Below are 16,190 nucleotides of genomic sequence, written 5' to 3'. Positions count from 1 at the left end.
CTTGAAAATTTAGAGAAAGAAGGTGGATTCGCTCCATGAACTTAAGACCAGAAGAGATTAGTTCTGTGATTAAAGAACAGATTCAGAGATACGCGTCTGAGCTTAATGTTTCTGACGTGGGAACCGTTATTCAGGTAGCGGATGGTATTGCGCGTGTCCACGGCCTTGAAAATGCGATGCAGGGAGAACTTCTGGAGTTCCCTTCTGAAGTATATGGTATGGTGCTGAACCTGGAGGAAGACAACGTTGGTGCCGTTCTTCTGGGAGATCACAAGAACATTAATGAAGGGGATACCGTTAAGACGACCGGACGAGTTGTTGAGGTTCCGGTAGGCGACTGCATGCTGGGTCGTGTAGTAAATGCACTTGGACAGCCAATTGATGGCAAAGGACCGATTCAGGCGGAGAATTACCGTCAGATCGAACGAGTAGCACCGGGTGTTATTACCCGTAAATCAGTAGATACCCCTCTGCAGACCGGTATCAAAGCGATCGACTCCATGATTCCGATCGGACGTGGACAGCGTGAGCTTATCATCGGTGACAGACAGACCGGTAAGACTGCCATTGCGATTGATACGATTATCAATCAGAAAGGGCAGGGAGTAAAATGTATCTATGTAGCAATCGGACAGAAGGCTTCTACCGTTGCTAACATTGTAAAGACACTGGAGAGCTATGGCGCTATGGATTACACCACCGTAGTAGCTGCGACAGCAAGTGAACTGGCACCTCTGCAGTACATTGCACCATATTCAGGATGTGCAATGGGTGAAGAATGGATGGAGAAGGGCGAAGACGTTCTGATCGTTTATGATGACTTGTCCAAACATGCAACTGCATACCGTACACTTTCCTTGCTGCTTCGTCGTCCGCCAGGACGTGAGGCTTATCCTGGAGACGTTTTCTATCTGCATTCAAGACTTTTGGAAAGAGCTGCGCGTCTTTCTGATGAACTTGGCGGAGGTTCTCTTACTGCACTTCCGATCATCGAGACTCAGGCAGGTGACGTATCAGCTTACATTCCGACCAACGTAATTTCAATTACAGATGGTCAGATCTATCTGGAAACAGAAGCTTTCAATGCCGGTTTCCGTCCGGCTATCAACGCGGGTCTTTCTGTATCACGAGTTGGTGGTTCCGCACAGATCAAGGCTATGAAGAAGATTGCAGGTACGATCCGTACAGACCTTGCTCAGTATCGTGAGCTGGCATCTTTCGCCCAGTTCGGTTCTGATCTTGACGCTGATACGGCAGAACGTCTTGCACAGGGCGAGCGTGTTCGTGAAATTCTGAAGCAGCCACAGTATCAGCCGATGCCGGTTGAATACCAGATTATTATCATTTACGCTGCTGTTAAGAAGCTGATTCTTGATATCCCGGTTGAGGATGTTCTTCGTTTTGAAAAGGGATTATTTGAATATATTGACACAAAATATCCGGAAATTCCAGAATCTATCAGAACAAAGAAAGTTATGACTGAGGAAGTAGAAGAGACACTGAAGAAGGCAATCAGCGAATTTAAAAAAGAATTCTAGGAAGAGGTGACAGATCATGGCATCTATGAGAGATATCAAGCGGCGTCGGACCAGTATCCAGAGTACGCAGCAGATTACAAAAGCCATGAAGCTTGTTTCTACCGCTAAATTACAGAAAGCAAGAAGCCGTGCCGAGGATTCGAAAGCATATTTTAATTGTATGTACCAGACAATGACCTCATTGCTTGCCAAAGCAGGCAATCTCGATCATCCGTATGTAAAATCAAATGGTTGCGAGAAAAAAGCGATCGTTGTAGTTACTTCTAACCGAGGTCTTGCCGGAGGGTACAATTCAAATATCGTAAGACTGATTACCGGCAGTGATTTTAAGAAAGAGGACGTTCGCATTTATGCGGTCGGAGGAAAGGGACTGGAACTGCTGAAGCACAGAGGGTACGAAGTGGTTGCCGATTATTCGGAGATCATTGAAGAACCGGTTTATGATGATGCGAAAGTAGTTGCAACCCGACTTCTTGACGATTTTGCCAAGGGCGAGATCGGAGAGATTTACCTTGCCTATACTTTCTTTAAAAATACGGTCAGCCATATACCGACTCTGATGAAAGTGCTTCCGGTTGAAGCACAGGAGGCAGAGGAAGGGGAAGAGGAAGCAAATGCAGTGGACAAGATTACTCCGATGAATTTCGAACCGGAGGAAGAGGAAGCTGTCCGGCTTCTTGTTCCAAAGTATATCAGCAGCATTCTGTATGGCGCTTTTATAGAAGCGGTTGCAAGTGAAAATGGTGCCCGTATGCAGGCAATGGATTCTGCTACAAGCAATGCAGAAGAAATGATTAATGATTTGGAATTGAAATATAACAGAGCACGTCAGGGTGCTATTACTCAGGAACTTACGGAGATTATTGCCGGTGCGGAAGCAATCGGTTAGTAATCAAGCAAGGGCCTTGTAAGTAAGGAGGAAAAAATGGCAGATAAGAATATAGGGAAGATCACCCAGGTTGTCGGTGCCGTACTTGACCTCAAGTTTTCAGAAGGAAAATTACCGGAAATCAACGAAGCGGTTGAAATTACGAGAAAAGACGGAAGAATCCTTGTGGTAGAAGTTGCACAGCATCTGGGTGACGACACAGTAAGATGTATTGCCATGGATTCAACGGACGGTCTGGTTCGCGGTATGGATGCCGTTGCAACCGGAGGACCGATTTCCGTACCAGTTGGCGAAGCAACACTTGGCCGTATCTTCAACGTACTTGGTAAGCCAATCGACGAAAAGCCTGCACCGGAAGATGTAGAGTATATGCCGATTCACAGAAAAGCTCCAAGTTTTGAAGAACAGGCAACAGAGACCGAGATGCTGGAGACCGGTATCAAAGTCGTTGACCTTCTTTGCCCATATCAGAAGGGTGGAAAGATCGGTCTGTTTGGAGGTGCCGGAGTAGGAAAAACGGTACTTATCCAGGAACTTATTACAAATATTGCAACAGAACATGGTGGCTATTCTGTATTTACAGGTGTAGGTGAACGTACCCGTGAGGGAAATGACTTATATGGTGAAATGACAGAATCCGGAGTTATTAAGAAAACGGCCATGGTATTCGGACAGATGAACGAACCGCCTGGAGCGCGTATGAGAGTAGGTCTTACCGGACTGACTCTTGCTGAATACTTCCGTGATAAAGGTGGAAAGGACGTACTTCTTTTCATCGACAATATTTTCCGTTTCACACAGGCAGGTTCTGAGGTATCTGCGTTGCTTGGACGTATGCCTTCAGCCGTAGGTTACCAGCCGACACTGCAGACAGAGATGGGGGCTCTTCAGGAGCGTATTACTTCAACAAAGAGTGGTTCTATCACATCCGTACAGGCTGTATATGTACCGGCCGATGACTTGACTGACCCGGCTCCGGCTACAACATTTGCCCATCTGGATGCGACGACCGTACTTTCACGTGCTATCGTAGAACTTGGTATTTATCCGGCTGTAGACCCGCTGGAGTCTACATCCCGTATTCTCGACCCGCATATTGTTGGCGAGGAACACTATAAAGTTGCCCGTGGTGTACAGGAGATTCTTCAGAAATACAAAGAACTGCAGGATATTATCGCAATTCTTGGTATGGATGAGCTTTCAGAAGAAGATAAGCTGGTTGTATCTCGTGCTCGTAAGATTCAGAGATTCCTGTCCCAGCCGTTCCATGTAGCTACGCAGTTCACCGGCCTGGAGGGACGTTATGTTCCGATCAGCGAGACGATTCAGGGCTTCAAGGAAATTCTGGAAGGAAAGCATGATGATATTCCGGAAGGATATTTCCTGAATGCAGGTAATATTGATGACGTGCTTGCCCGTGTGAAATAGGAGGGACGTCCTATGGCAGAAAAGTTTAAACTGAGTATCATTTCTCCGGACAGAGTGTTCACAGAAGGCGAAGCTGAATTCCTGGAATTCACAAGCACAGAAGGAGAGCTCGGTATCTATGCTCAGCATATACCGCTTACGACCATTCTGGAACCGTGTGTGATGAAAATTCATAATGAAGGGGAAGTGAAGAAAGCAGCAATTCTTGGAGGATTTGTAGAAATCCTGAAAGATAAGATTACCGTACTTGCTGAAGATGCCCAGTGGCCGGATGATATTGATGTAGCCCGTGCAAAAGCGGCAAAGAAACGCGCGGAAGATCGGCTTACTGCAAAACAGGAAGGAACAGATATGCTTCGTGCAGAAGCGGCACTGAAACGTGCAATTGCACGAATCAATACGGTGGATTAATAAGAATAAAAGGGAGCTTTTGGCTCCCTTTTGTTTTACGATTATTTAGCCTGATACGGAGGATCTGCAGGATAACCGCTCCCGATTTTTTGCATGGCACGTTGTACGGAATCTCTGGAATTTTTCCAGTCAGCATCTTGAAAACGATAATCAAATTTCTTTTGGAACCATATGCTGACGTTATTGCTTCCGCTGACTGCGGAAGTGTTTTTGTGGAAACGATCAGCCAGATTTGGTTTGGCGGAAGAGGAATAGTTCTTCATTTCCTTTTTTAGGTCACCGGTGAGCTTTTTCAAATGAGTTTCCAGAATTAAAGCACTGCCAAGCCTGTTTCCATAAGAAAACATTTTTTGATAGTGTTCACGACAAAAACCGGCTTGATCGGTTGCAGCGCGAATATCATCGCGCATATAGGATGCGCCTGACCCAAGAACAAAATCGAGGGCATGCTGTTCGAGGTCTCTTTCAATGAAACAAAACGGGCATTCATCATTTGCACGAAATGCATCCATTAAGGGAATAGTGTATAATTGTTCTTTCATATGTAAATTCCTTTCAGTAAAATGAGATAAAGAGTTTATATAATATTTATTTTACTTTATTGGATATCGTTATACAATCATGTTATTATAAGATGATAAAAATAAATTGAAAAGTTAGATAGATGGAACGGAGGAATAGGATGAAATCGTTGGTTATTGCCGAGAAACCGTCTGTAGCCCGTGATATTGCACGGGTATTAAAGTGCAGTAAAAAGCTGAATGGAGCAATTGAAGGAAATAGGTATATTATAACCTGGGGGTTGGGACACCTGGTAACGCTGGCAGATCCGGAAGATTATAATGTGAAATATAAAGAATGGAAGATGGAACATCTTCCTATGATGCCCAATCCCTTTAAATTAGAAGTAATCGGACAGACCGGAAAACAATTTTCAGCAGTCAAGAACCAGATTCACCGAAAAGATGTAGAGGAAATTATTATCGCTACAGATGCAGGGAGAGAGGGAGAACTGGTGGCCCGTCTGATCCTTGAAAAAGCGGGGAGTAAGAAACCGATTAAACGTCTGTGGATATCCTCTGTTACAGACAAAGCGATTTCTGACGGATTTGCGCATCTGAAAAATGGGCATGACTATGATTCGCTGTATGATGCGGCAATGTGCCGGGCAGAAGCTGACTGGCTGGTCGGAATTAATGCTACGCGTGCGTTAACCTGTAAATATAATGCACAGCTTTCCTGTGGTCGTGTTCAGACACCGACACTGGCTATGATTGCAAAAAGAGAAGCACAGATTAAGGAATTTAAGCCGGTTCCATTCTATGGAATGACGGCAAAAACGGGCGGACTGACATTAACATGGCAGGATCAAAAATCAAAAAGTTACCGGTCATTTGATAAAGAGCGAATGGAGAAACTGGTGTCGCAGCTTAGAGGGGAAGAAGCTGTAGTGACTGCGATTAAAAAGACACCGAAGAAAACACCGGCTCCGCTATTGTATGACCTTACAGAGCTTCAGCGAGATGCAAATAAAAAATATGGTTTTTCTGCCAAGGAAACACTGAATATTATGCAGCGATTATACGAAAATCATAAGGTGCTTACTTATCCGAGAACAGATTCACGCTATCTGAGCAGCGATATTATACCGACTCTGAAAGACAGGCTGGCAGCATGTCAGACAGGCCCTTATCGGAAAATGGCTCTCATGGCATCCAAACAGACTCTGCCGGGAAAACCTGCGTTTGTAAATGACGCAAAGGTATCGGATCATCATGCCATTATTCCGACTGAGCAATCGGCACAGTTAAGTCATATGACAAATGAGGAATGGAAAATATATGATCTGGTAGTAAGAAGGTTTATGGCAGTGTTCTTTCCTCCGTTTCAATATGAACAGACTCAGGTAACTGTAGAAATTGCAGGAGAGCATTTTGTTGCGTCCGGCAAAATAATAAAGAGTCAAGGATGGAAGGAAGTGTATGGAGATCTTCAGACGACGGAGGACGAAACGGAAAATGAAGAGGATCGAAGCTTAAAAGATCAGACTTTGCCGGAGATAAAAGAAGGAGATCGTTTGCCGGAACTGTATATTTCTATGACAGAAGGAAAGACAAAGCCGCCGGCTCCATTCAACGAGGCAACTCTGCTTTCCGCTATGGAGAATCCGATCGCTTTTATGGAATCCCACGACAAGAAAATGGCGCAGACTCTGGGAGAGACAGGCGGACTCGGAACGGTTGCCACAAGAGCAGATATCATTGAAAAATTATTCGGAAGTTTTCTTCTGGAAAAACGAGGGAAAGATATTTATCTCACATCCAAGGCAAAACAGCTTTTGGAATTGGTTCCGGAAGAACTGAAAAAGCCGGAACTTACAGCTGATTGGGAAATGAAGCTGTCACGTATTGCAAAAGGACAGATGAAGAAACAGACATTTATGAAAGAGATTGAAGGATATACGCAAGAAATTCTGGATGAGATCAAATGTGGTGAGGGAACTTTCCGTCATGATAACTTGACAAATACAAAATGCCCCAGATGCGGAAAACGTATGCTGGCAGTAAAAGGCAAAAACAGTGAGATGCTGGTTTGTCAGGACAGAGAATGCGGATATCGCGAGACGGTTGCAAAGACGACAAATGCTCGCTGTCCTGTATGTCATAAGAAAATGCAGCTCCGCGGAAAAGGTGAAAGTCAGATTTTTGTATGTGTTTGCGGGCACAAAGAAAAACTGACAGCATTCCAGGAAAGGCGTAAAAAAGAAGGCGCCGGTGTCAGCAAAAAAGATGTGCAGAAATATCTGAAAAAGCAGAAGGAAGAACCGGTCAACAACGCATTTGCAGATGCATTTGCCAAATTGAATCTCAAATAGAAAGCAAAGCACCATCTGACACGATTCACATATAATAAAGTATATTCTGATGAAATGGAAGTGCCTGAGATGGACATAAAGATGCCTTATTATATGACATATCCGATGCCGTTTCTGTTTGATGATGAAAAGGAAGCAGATCGTGATTATGAATACCTGAGAAGCATGTATCCGGAACTTGCAAAGCAGATTATCCCTTATGTTGAGGAAGAATGCGATCGGTTGGATTATGAAGGAAGTATGATTTTTGATGAATATCCGGATAAACTTCAACTCCGTTTAATCTGTAGCAGAGTTTATGAAAAAGTAATGGAACAAGAGAAAATCAAGGAATTCTCTCTGGAGGATAATCAGATACAAGAGCAGGTGAGAAGACCGGTCCGGAGTCGCAGAAAACCAGACCGGATCAGGGATATCATAGAATTATTGACATTTCATGAGCTGATGCGAAGAAGAAACAGGCATAGAGAGCAGCAAAGAAGGCGCTACTGGTAAATAAGATGCCATTCCAAACTATTATAGAAAAAGATTGATAAAATACAGAGGTATGTGCTATAATAGCTGAGCGGCAAAATCAGGAGGCTATATGATTAGAAAAAATGCGGAGGTACATATGAAAAATATTGTTTTTATCGGAATGCCCGCAGTAGGCAAAAGTACAGTAGGAGTCGTTGTGGCGAAGCGGCTTGGTTATGAATTCATAGACACTGATTTGCTGATACAGAAACAGGAACAAAGGCTGTTGAGGGAGATTATTGAACAGGAAGGAATTGATAATTTCCTGAAGATTGAAAATCAGGTAAACAGAGATATCGAGGTGGAACATGCAGTCATTTCTCCCGGAGGGAGTGTTGTCTATTGTGAAGAAGCTATGCGCCACTTTAAAGAAAATGGAATTATTGTTTACCTGCAGGTGTCGTTTGACACTATTAATTCCCGCTTGAAGAATGCAAAAAAACGCGGTGTAACGCTCAGGAACGGCCAGACGCTCAAAGATCTATATGATGAAAGGATCAGCCTTTTTGAAAAGTATGCTGACATTACCGTTTCTGAAGAAGGATTAGAGCTGGAAGAAACCATAGAAAAGGTACTTGATGAGCTGGAGAGCATGGAAAAATAGTAGAAAAAGTTTCAAAAATGTTACGAAGTGGTTACATCCGGTTCATATATCAATAGAAAAAATTTTACAAAATTATATTAGTGTGCTATACTATTCAAGAAAGAGATGAAAAGTACAAAAGTATCCCCATACATTTCTTCACAGTTGTGGCAAATTTATAATAGTATGAGGGTTTTTGTTTTTGAGATAATAATAGATAAGTGACATAGATAACAACATTTAAGAGGGAAGAAAACGTCTGTAGAGGTGTAATATGGAACAGTATATAATTAAGGGTGGCAATCCATTGGTTGGCGAGGTTGAAATTGGTGGAGCAAAGAATGCAGCACTCGCTATTTTAGCTGCGGCAATAATGACGGATGAGACTGTAATGATCGATAATCTTCCGGATGTAAATGATATCAATGTATTATTGGAAGCCATTGAAGGGATTGGAGCCAGAGTTCAGAGAATCGACCGGCATACAGTTAAGATCAATGGAAGCCATATTACCGATTTTGACATCGAGTACGACTATATTAAGAAGATCAGAGCTTCTTACTATTTGCTCGGAGCTCTGCTTGGAAAATATAAAAGAGCGGAGGTTGCTCTTCCGGGTGGATGTAATATCGGAAGTCGTCCGATCGACCAGCATTTAAAAGGATTCAGGGCACTCGGAGCATATGTGGACATTGAACACGGAAAGATCATTGCCGAGGCTGATCATCTGAGAGGAAAACACATCTATTTTGACGTGGTCAGTGTCGGAGCTACGATCAATGTAATGATGGCTGCATCCATGGCAGATGGCCTTACAATTATGGAAAATGTGGCAAAGGAGCCGCATGTTGTTGATGTTGCCAATTTCCTGAACAGCATGGGTGCGAATATTCGCGGGGCAGGAACGGATGTTATTAAGATCCGTGGCGTGTCTAAGCTTCATTCTACAACGTATTCCATCATTCCGGATCAGATTGAAGCGGGAACATTTATGTTCGCGGCAGCAGCGACCCGCGGGGATGTAACTGTGTTAAATGTCATTCCAAAACATCTGGAAGCTACGATCGCAAAGTTGGTTGAGATCGGCTGTGAAGTAGAAGAGTTTGATGACGCGGTTCGCGTGGTTTCGAAAGGAGCTCTGCGCAATACGCAGGTTAAGACACTTCCTTATCCGGGATTCCCGACAGATATGCAGCCGCAGATCGGTGTTACACTTGCTCTTTGCAAAGGGACAAGTACGATTACAGAAAGTATTTTTGAAAACCGTTTTAAATATCTGGATGAGCTGGCAAGAATGGGCGCGAATGTCAAGATTGAAGGCAATTCCGCGACGATTGAAGGCGTGAATGGATTTTCAGGAGCCAGAGTCAGCGCACCTGACCTCAGAGCCGGAGCCGCACTGGTAATAGCCGGACTTGCGGCAGATGGAATTACGATTGTGGATGATATTGTTTATATCCAGAGAGGGTATGAACGGTTTGAAGAAAAACTTAGAAGTCTCGGAGCACAGATTGAGAAGGTAAGTACAGAGCGGGAAATTCAGAAATTCAAACTGAAAGTATGTTAATTGTACTGAGAATATTGAAAAAAGCATACAGATATTAAAAAATGTAGGGAGCACAGCAGCAAAAATGTTGTGTTCCCTATTGACGTATATAACAACAAGTGATATGATGTGTAGCGGAACAGAATAAAGAAGCTTTCTCTTATTCAGAGTGGTGGAGGTACAAAGGATCTGTGAAGCCACGGCAACCCCATTTTAACAATGGAAGGTGCCAACCTGAGCGAGTAATCGAACAATAAGAGGATTGATGATGAAATATCGGGTCAGTCCTTTTGGGACTGATTTTTTTTGACACATCGGATTCGAATAGATGATCCGGTATGTCAAATCCTTAAAAAGGAATACGATTTTGTGTACAATCATATAAGAGAGAGTGGCAGAAAAAGAAAGGAAAAGAAGATGGAAAGAGTATTATTTACTTCAGAATCAGTAACCGAAGGACATCCGGATAAGATGTGCGACCAGATCTCAGATGCAATTCTGGACGCACTTATGGAGCAGGATCCGATGAGCCGTGTGGCATGCGAGACCTGCACGACGACAGGACTTGTTATGGTCATGGGGGAGATCACAACAAATGCATACGTGGATATTCAGAAAATCGTGCGCGATACAGTAAGAGAAATCGGATATACCAGAGGAAAATATGGATTCGATGCAGATACCTGCGGAGTCATTACTGCAATTGATGAGCAATCTGCGGATATTGCTCTTGGGGTTGACAAGGCCTTAGAAGCAAAAGAGAATAAAATGTCAGATGAAGAACTGGAAGCAATCGGTGCAGGAGATCAGGGAATGATGTTCGGGTATGCGTCCGATGAAACAGAGGAATATATGCCATATCCTATCGCTTTGGCACATAAGCTTGCACTCCGTCTGACGGAAGTAAGAAAGAATGGAACGCTTCCGTATCTTCGACCGGATGGTAAGACACAGGTTACCGTGGAATATGACGAGAACGGAGTACCGGCACGTCTTGACGCAGTGGTATTATCTACACAGCATGACCCGGAGGTGAGTCAGGAACAGATTCATGAAGATGTGAAGAAATACATTTTCGACGAAATCCTTCCGGCAGAAATGGTTGATGAGAATACCAAGTTTTTCATCAATCCGACTGGACGTTTTGTAATCGGAGGTCCTCATGGGGACAGCGGACTGACCGGACGTAAGATTATTGTGGACACTTACGGCGGAATGGCACGCCATGGCGGCGGAGCATTTTCCGGAAAAGACTGCACGAAGGTAGACCGTTCAGCAGCATATGCGGCAAGATATGTTGCAAAGAATATTGTGGCAGCAGGACTTGCAAAAAAATGTGAGATTCAGCTCTCCTATGCAATCGGTGTTGCTCAGCCAACTTCGGTTATGGTCGATACCTTTGGAACAGGAAAGATTTCTGATAATAAACTTGTGGAGATCATCCGTGAGAACTTTGATCTTCGCCCGGCAGGCATTATCAAAATGTTGGATCTCAGACGTCCGATCTACAAGCAGACAGCTGCATATGGACATTTCGGACGCAATGACCTGGATCTTCCGTGGGAAAAACTGGACAAGGCAGAAGAATTGAAGAAGTATTTATAGAATTTTTAGAAAAATTTATGGGCGCTTTGATGTGAAGCGCCCGTTTTTGTGCTATTCTATATTCAGTAATGTGCAGAAAGGACAGATTTGAATATGAAGTTACGCACGAGACTTGTGATTTCATTTGTAACGATTATTACACTTCCGACTATACTGACAGCACTTCTTACATGGGGAATCGCACAGTATCAGATCGGTGTGATCGTGAAGAATTATGGGAGCAGTGGAACAGAGTATAAGAGCTTTTCGAATTCGCTTGAGTTTCTGGGGCAGATGCCGGAGGTCAGGAGTTTTATCCTGCATACCTTGTTCTCAGTTATAATGATTCTTGTACTTACAGCAGTGATTCTGATTTTCTGGGTTTATGGAGGAATCATCAGTCCGATCAATAAACTGCAGGAAGCTGCGAAGAATATCAAAGAGGGAAATCTTGATTTTGAACTGAAACCGGAGAAAGATGATGAGCTGGGGCAGCTTATGCAGGCATTCGAGGAGATGAGGATACGCCTTAAGGATAATGCGGAAGAGAAGCTGCGGTATGACAAAGAGAGTAAGGAACTGATCAGTAATATTTCACATGATCTGAAGACGCCGATTACAGCGATCAAGGGGTATGTAGAAGGGATCAGAGATGGAGTAGCGGATACACCGGAGAAGATGGACAAATATCTCGGAACCATATATAATAAAGCCAATGAGATGAATCTTCTTATCAATGAGCTGACGCTCTACGCGAAGATTGATACGAATCGAATTCCGTATAATTTTGCGCCGCTGTCGGTAAATGCTTATTTTGATGACTGCGCGGAAGATCTTGCGATGGAACTGGATTCCAAGAATGTGGAGTTCGGGTATTTTAACTATGTGGAGGATGATCAGAAGATCATTGCTGATCCGGAGCAGCTTAAGAGGGTTATCAATAATATTATCAGTAACTCGCTTAAGTATATGGAGCGTGAACATGGACTGATCAATCTCCGGGTGAAGGATGTTGGAGACTTTATTCAGGTGGAGCTGGAGGATAACGGGAAGGGCATTGCAGCAAAAGATCTGCCGAATATATTTGACCGCTTTTACCGGACGGATGCATCCCGGAATTCATCCAAGGGTGGAAGTGGAATCGGTCTTTCGATCGTTAAGAAGATTATTGAAGATCATGGAGGAAAGATCTGGGCAACCAGCCGTGAAGGAACGGGCACAGTCATGTACTTTGTGATCAGAAAATACCAGGAGGTACCAAACGTATGAGCAGAATACTGATTATTGAGGATGAAGAAGCAATTGCAGATCTTGAGAAGGATTATCTGGAATTGAGCGGGTTCGAAGTGGAAGTTGCGAATGACGGAGTGACCGGTCTCGACAAAGCATTGAATGAAGATTATAATTTGCTGATTCTGGATCTGATGCTGCCGGGAGTAGACGGATTCGAAATTTGCAGAAAAGTCAGGGATGAAAAGAATACACCTATCATTATGGTTTCCGCTAAAAAGGATGATATTGACAAGATACGAGGGCTTGGTCTCGGAGCAGATGATTACATGACGAAGCCATTCAGCCCGAGTGAACTTGTTGCGAGGGTGAAAGCGCATCTTGCACGGTATGAAAGGCTGATCGGCAGTGCGGTTGAAGAAAACAAAGTGATTGAGATTCGAGGTCTCAAGATTGATACGACAGCGCGAAGAGTATGGATCAATGGCGAAGAAAAACCGTTTACTACAAAAGAATTTGACTTGCTGACATTTCTGGCAAGTCATCCGAATCATGTTTATACAAAGGATGAACTGTTTAGTGAGATCTGGGATATGGAATCCATTGGAGATATTGCAACGGTGACAGTTCATATTAAGAAAATCAGAGAGAAGATTGAATACGATACTTCCAATCCTCAGTATATAGAGACCATCTGGGGAGTAGGATACAGGTTTAAGATGTAATATGGAAAAATTAAAAAAAATCAGATTAACGACGACGCAATTACTTGCGACCGGGTTTCTGGGAATTATTTTATTGGGCGGTATCCTTTTGTGGCTGCCCATTTCCAATACTCGGCCTATTTCATTGATCGACGCACTCTTCACGGCGGTTACATCAGTATGCGTGACCGGACTTGTAACGGTCACTCCGGCAGTACAGTTTACTTTATTTGGGAAAATCGTGCTGTTGATTCTGATACAGATCGGCGGTCTGGGAATCATTGCCTGCGTAACAGCATTCTTTATTATCATGAAAAGACGTATTTCACTGAAAGAGAGGGTCGTGATCCTGGAAGCCTACAGCATGGAATCCTTATCCGGAATGGTTGCCATGATCCTAAGAATCTTAAAAGGGACCATCTGTCTGGAAGGAATTGGAGCATTGCTTTATTCATTCCGGTTTGTGCCGGAATTTGGTGTTGTGAAAGGGATTGGATATTCAGTTTTTCATGCGGTGTCTGCATTCTGCAATGCCGGTATTGATATTCTGGGTGATTCCAGTTTTATTCCGTATGCGGATAGTGTAGTGGTGAATTTCACGACCATTTTGTTGGTTGTACTTAGTGGACTTGGATTCACGGTATGGCAGGATCTTGGACAGAACCTGAAAAAAGTATGGAAAAAAGAATTAGAACTCAGAAGATTATTTAAAAAACTCCGTTTGCATTCCAAGATCGTACTGATCATGACATCTGTGTTGATTGTATCAGGCACACTGGCCTTTCTGCTTCTGGAATACAATAATCCGGGGACGATCGGAGATATGAGTTTTGGAGAAAAACTGATGTCTTCTTTGTTTCATTCGGTGTCAACCAGAACGGCAGGCTTTGCAACTGTACCACAGGGGGAACTGACGCAGGGAACGATGTTTACGACTTGCATACTGATGTTTATCGGAGGGTCTCCAGGCGGAACAGCAGGCGGAGTGAAGACGACAACGATTGCAATGCTGATCCTGTGCTGTGTGTCTGTCCTTCAGAATAAGAAAGATGTGGAATGTTTTGGAAGAAGAATTCAGGCGGACAATATCAGAACGGGAATCTGTGTTGTTATCCTTGCGTTTGTATCGCTGCTTGCAGGAACGACACTGCTCACAATATTTGAGGGAGATGTGGACTTCATCCGGATTATGTATGAGACTACGTCGGCGATAGGGACGGTCGGTCTGTCAGCTGATCTGACGTCACAGCTCTGTACGGCAAGTAAATTTGTAATCATGGTCCTGATGTATATCGGAAGACTTGGGCCAATTACATTTGCACTTGCTTTCGGGACAGGAAGAAAATCGAAGAATCATATTCGTCAGCTTCCGGTTCAAGGGATTTTGATCGGATAAGAAAAACATGCCAAACGGCAGCAGAAGGAGTGGGAAAATGACAAAACAGTTTGCAGTATTAGGACTTGGAAGTTTCGGATACAGTATGGCCATTACTTTAGAAGAACTTGGATGTGAAGTGGTCGCTGTAGATTCTTCGGAAGACAAGGTACAGCAGATCGCAGATGAAGTGTCATATGCGGTCTGTGCAGATATTCAGGATAAAGATTTTATCAAAGCATTGGGAGCAAGGAATCTGGACGGTGTGGTCGTTGCGATTTCCGAAAATCTGGAAGTGAGTATTCTGGCTACGCTTCTGGCGAAAGAACTTGGAGCACCGTATGTGTTGGCGAAGGCGCAGAGTGATATTCATGCGGATATTTTGAAGAAGCTTGGCGCCGACAAGGTAGTATTCCCGGAACAGGAGATGGGAAGAAGAGTTGCCAAAACACTCGCCACCAAGAATTTCACAGACTGGATCTCACTTTCAACGGATTTCAGCATGGTAGAAGCGCCGCTTCCGGAAGCGTGGGTCGGTAAATGTCTTCTTGAATTGAATGTCAGAGAAAAATTCGGAATCAATGTAGTAGGAATCATCCGTAATCAACAGGTGACCGTGAATATACAGCCGCAGGAATGCCTGGAAGCAGGAGATATGATGATCCTGATTGGAGAAAATAAAGTTTTGAATGATATCAGTAAAGGAAATTTAGTATGATAACCAGTACGGGAAATGGCAGAGTCAAGCAGTTGATTCAGTGGCAGAAAAAAAGAAAAGCAAGAGATAAAGACGGAGTATTTCTGGTTGAGGGACTCCGGATGTTTGTGGAAGCACCACGGGAAAACGTGCGAGAGCTTTATGTGTCCGAGAGCTTTTACCAGAACCAGGAGGAGAAATTGCAGCTGGATGAGTGGAAAGCAAAGCTGGAGATTCTTTCGGACCATGTGTTTGACCATGTATCGGATACCATGACTCCGCAGGGGGTGCTGTTGGTGATGGAACAGCGGAAATATACCCTGGAAGAGATGCTTTCAAACGGAAGAGGGCAGGAAGAACCACTTCTGATGGTGTTGGATAATCTTCAGGATCCGGGCAATTTGGGGACGATCTTGCGGGCCGGAGAAGCAGCCGGAGTGACCGGTGTCATTCTCAGCCGGGATTGTGTGGATATTTATAATCCAAAGGTGATTCGTTCTACGATGGGATCGATCTACCGGATGCCGTTTGTATATGTAGACCAGCTTCCGGAAGTGGTTTCCATGCTGTCTGGCAGTGGGATCCGGACCTATGCGGCCCATTTGGATGGAAAGAACAGCTATGAGAAAGAGAATTATAAGAAAGGGACTGCATTTTTGATTGGAAATGAGGGCAACGGACTGCGAAAAGAAACGGCAGACGCGGCCGATATTTATGTACGAATTCCGATGTGCGGAAAGGTGGAATCCTTAAATGCAGCGATTGCCTCGTCGGTTTTGATGTTTGAGGCGGCAAGACAGAGAAGGGAGTAAAT

15 protein-coding genes and 1 riboswitch are annotated in these 16,190 nt (G+C 43.9%); of the genes, 14 read left to right on the top strand and 1 reads right to left on the bottom strand.

From position 1 onward, the window contains the following. Positions 1 to 35 precede the first annotated feature (35 nt). Genes atpA through atpC form a run of 4 tightly spaced genes read left to right on the top strand, consistent with a single transcriptional unit; the run spans position 36 to position 4,266 of the window. Positions 36 to 1,538, top strand: a complete 1,503-nt coding sequence (gene atpA / locus ACTNA4_RS06175; RefSeq protein ID WP_427806136.1) for a F0F1 ATP synthase subunit alpha — start codon at positions 36 to 38, stop codon at positions 1,536 to 1,538. 16 nt (positions 1,539 to 1,554) lie between these two features. Continuing rightward, on the top strand, positions 1,555 to 2,427 hold the full coding sequence (atpG, locus tag ACTNA4_RS06170) for an ATP synthase F1 subunit gamma (RefSeq protein WP_427806135.1): 873 nt from the start codon (positions 1,555 to 1,557) through the stop codon (positions 2,425 to 2,427). A 36-nt stretch (positions 2,428 to 2,463) separates the two neighbouring features. After that, on the top strand, positions 2,464 to 3,855 hold the full coding sequence (atpD, locus tag ACTNA4_RS06165; RefSeq protein ID WP_427806134.1) for a F0F1 ATP synthase subunit beta: 1,392 nt from the start codon (positions 2,464 to 2,466) through the stop codon (positions 3,853 to 3,855). Between the two features lie 12 nt (positions 3,856 to 3,867). Then, positions 3,868 to 4,266 carry an ATP synthase F1 subunit epsilon gene (gene atpC, locus ACTNA4_RS06160; RefSeq protein ID WP_427806133.1) on the top strand — a complete coding sequence of 133 codons (399 nt, stop codon included), beginning with the start codon at positions 3,868 to 3,870 and terminating at the stop codon, positions 4,264 to 4,266. Positions 4,267 to 4,307: 41 nt separating this feature from the next. Here the strand turns inward: atpC and ACTNA4_RS06155 are convergent, their stop codons facing one another. Next, complete coding sequence (locus ACTNA4_RS06155) at positions 4,308 to 4,808, bottom strand: DUF6062 family protein (RefSeq protein WP_441029139.1); 501 nt, start codon at positions 4,806 to 4,808, stop codon at positions 4,308 to 4,310. Positions 4,809 to 4,948: 140 nt separating this feature from the next. On the opposite strand from ACTNA4_RS06155, the gene ACTNA4_RS06150 reads away from it, so the two are divergent. From ACTNA4_RS06150 to ACTNA4_RS06105, 10 genes are all read left to right on the top strand, one after another. Then, on the top strand, positions 4,949 to 7,141 hold the full coding sequence (locus ACTNA4_RS06150) for a DNA topoisomerase III (protein WP_441029137.1): 2,193 nt from the start codon (positions 4,949 to 4,951) through the stop codon (positions 7,139 to 7,141). A gap of 69 nt (positions 7,142 to 7,210) precedes the next feature. Continuing rightward, a complete protein-coding gene (locus tag ACTNA4_RS06145) occupies positions 7,211 to 7,636 on the top strand; it encodes a hypothetical protein (protein WP_427806130.1) in 426 nt (141 codons plus the stop codon). Between the two features lie 118 nt (positions 7,637 to 7,754). Continuing rightward, positions 7,755 to 8,261 carry a shikimate kinase gene (locus tag ACTNA4_RS06140; protein WP_427820464.1) on the top strand — a complete coding sequence of 169 codons (507 nt, stop codon included), beginning with the start codon at positions 7,755 to 7,757 and terminating at the stop codon, positions 8,259 to 8,261. A 253-nt stretch (positions 8,262 to 8,514) separates the two neighbouring features. After that, the gene (locus tag ACTNA4_RS06135; protein ID WP_441017493.1) at positions 8,515 to 9,807 is read left to right on the top strand and encodes a UDP-N-acetylglucosamine 1-carboxyvinyltransferase; all 1,293 of its coding nucleotides are present in this window, start codon (positions 8,515 to 8,517) and stop codon (positions 9,805 to 9,807) included. Positions 9,808 to 9,943: 136 nt separating this feature from the next. Continuing rightward, a riboswitch (SAM riboswitch) is annotated at positions 9,944 to 10,046 on the top strand. A 157-nt stretch (positions 10,047 to 10,203) separates the two neighbouring features. After that, the gene (gene metK / locus ACTNA4_RS06130) at positions 10,204 to 11,391 is read left to right on the top strand and encodes a methionine adenosyltransferase (protein WP_427806128.1); all 1,188 of its coding nucleotides are present in this window, start codon (positions 10,204 to 10,206) and stop codon (positions 11,389 to 11,391) included. Between the two features lie 93 nt (positions 11,392 to 11,484). Continuing rightward, positions 11,485 to 12,639 carry a sensor histidine kinase gene (locus ACTNA4_RS06125; protein ID WP_427820450.1) on the top strand — a complete coding sequence of 385 codons (1,155 nt, stop codon included), beginning with the start codon at positions 11,485 to 11,487 and terminating at the stop codon, positions 12,637 to 12,639. Continuing rightward, a complete protein-coding gene (locus tag ACTNA4_RS06120; protein WP_427806126.1) occupies positions 12,636 to 13,325 on the top strand; it encodes a response regulator transcription factor in 690 nt (229 codons plus the stop codon). Before ACTNA4_RS06125 ends, ACTNA4_RS06120 begins: the two co-directional genes overlap by 4 nt. A gap of 1 nt (position 13,326) precedes the next feature. Further along, positions 13,327 to 14,700 (top strand): TrkH family potassium uptake protein, encoded by a 1,374-nt coding sequence (locus tag ACTNA4_RS06115; protein ID WP_441017496.1) that lies wholly within the window; start codon positions 13,327 to 13,329, stop codon positions 14,698 to 14,700. Positions 14,701 to 14,737: 37 nt separating this feature from the next. Then, positions 14,738 to 15,397: a potassium channel family protein gene (locus tag ACTNA4_RS06110; protein ID WP_427806124.1), complete on the top strand. Its 660-nt coding sequence runs from the start codon at positions 14,738 to 14,740 to the stop codon at positions 15,395 to 15,397. After that, complete coding sequence (locus ACTNA4_RS06105; RefSeq protein WP_427806123.1) at positions 15,394 to 16,188, top strand: TrmH family RNA methyltransferase; 795 nt, start codon at positions 15,394 to 15,396, stop codon at positions 16,186 to 16,188. Before ACTNA4_RS06110 ends, ACTNA4_RS06105 begins: the two co-directional genes overlap by 4 nt. The last annotated feature ends 2 nt before the right edge of the window (positions 16,189 to 16,190 follow it).

Origin of the sequence: Bariatricus sp. HCP28S3_A7 (assembly GCF_052066375.1) — a bacterium.
Taxonomy (GTDB): Bacteria; Bacillota; Clostridia; order Lachnospirales; family Lachnospiraceae; genus Allocoprococcus.
The sequence above is the reverse complement of the archived record's forward strand: the minus strand, read 5'-3'. Positions and strand labels throughout refer to the sequence as shown.

Excerpts from the sequence above, each read along its gene's own strand:
- ACTNA4_RS06110 (WP_427806124.1), top strand. The coding sequence starts at position 14,738 with ATGACAAAACAGTTTGCAGTATTAGGACTTGGAAGTTTCGGATACAGT.
- atpC (WP_427806133.1), top strand. The coding sequence starts at position 3,868 with ATGGCAGAAAAGTTTAAACTGAGTATCATTTCTCCGGACAGAGTGTTC.
- atpA (WP_427806136.1), top strand. The coding sequence starts at position 36 with ATGAACTTAAGACCAGAAGAGATTAGTTCTGTGATTAAAGAACAGATT.
- ACTNA4_RS06150 (WP_441029137.1), top strand. The coding sequence starts at position 4,949 with ATGAAATCGTTGGTTATTGCCGAGAAACCGTCTGTAGCCCGTGATATT.
- ACTNA4_RS06120 (WP_427806126.1), top strand. The coding sequence starts at position 12,636 with ATGAGCAGAATACTGATTATTGAGGATGAAGAAGCAATTGCAGATCTT.
- ACTNA4_RS06155 (WP_441029139.1), bottom strand. The coding sequence starts at position 4,808 with ATGAAAGAACAATTATACACTATTCCCTTAATGGATGCATTTCGTGCA.
- atpD (WP_427806134.1), top strand. The coding sequence starts at position 2,464 with ATGGCAGATAAGAATATAGGGAAGATCACCCAGGTTGTCGGTGCCGTA.
- ACTNA4_RS06135 (WP_441017493.1), top strand. The coding sequence starts at position 8,515 with ATGGAACAGTATATAATTAAGGGTGGCAATCCATTGGTTGGCGAGGTT.
- atpG (WP_427806135.1), top strand. The coding sequence starts at position 1,555 with ATGGCATCTATGAGAGATATCAAGCGGCGTCGGACCAGTATCCAGAGT.
- ACTNA4_RS06145 (WP_427806130.1), top strand. The coding sequence starts at position 7,211 with ATGGACATAAAGATGCCTTATTATATGACATATCCGATGCCGTTTCTG.
- ACTNA4_RS06140 (WP_427820464.1), top strand. The coding sequence starts at position 7,755 with ATGAAAAATATTGTTTTTATCGGAATGCCCGCAGTAGGCAAAAGTACA.
- ACTNA4_RS06125 (WP_427820450.1), top strand. The coding sequence starts at position 11,485 with ATGAAGTTACGCACGAGACTTGTGATTTCATTTGTAACGATTATTACA.
- metK (WP_427806128.1), top strand. The coding sequence starts at position 10,204 with ATGGAAAGAGTATTATTTACTTCAGAATCAGTAACCGAAGGACATCCG.
- ACTNA4_RS06115 (WP_441017496.1), top strand. The coding sequence starts at position 13,327 with ATGGAAAAATTAAAAAAAATCAGATTAACGACGACGCAATTACTTGCG.
- ACTNA4_RS06105 (WP_427806123.1), top strand. The coding sequence starts at position 15,394 with ATGATAACCAGTACGGGAAATGGCAGAGTCAAGCAGTTGATTCAGTGG.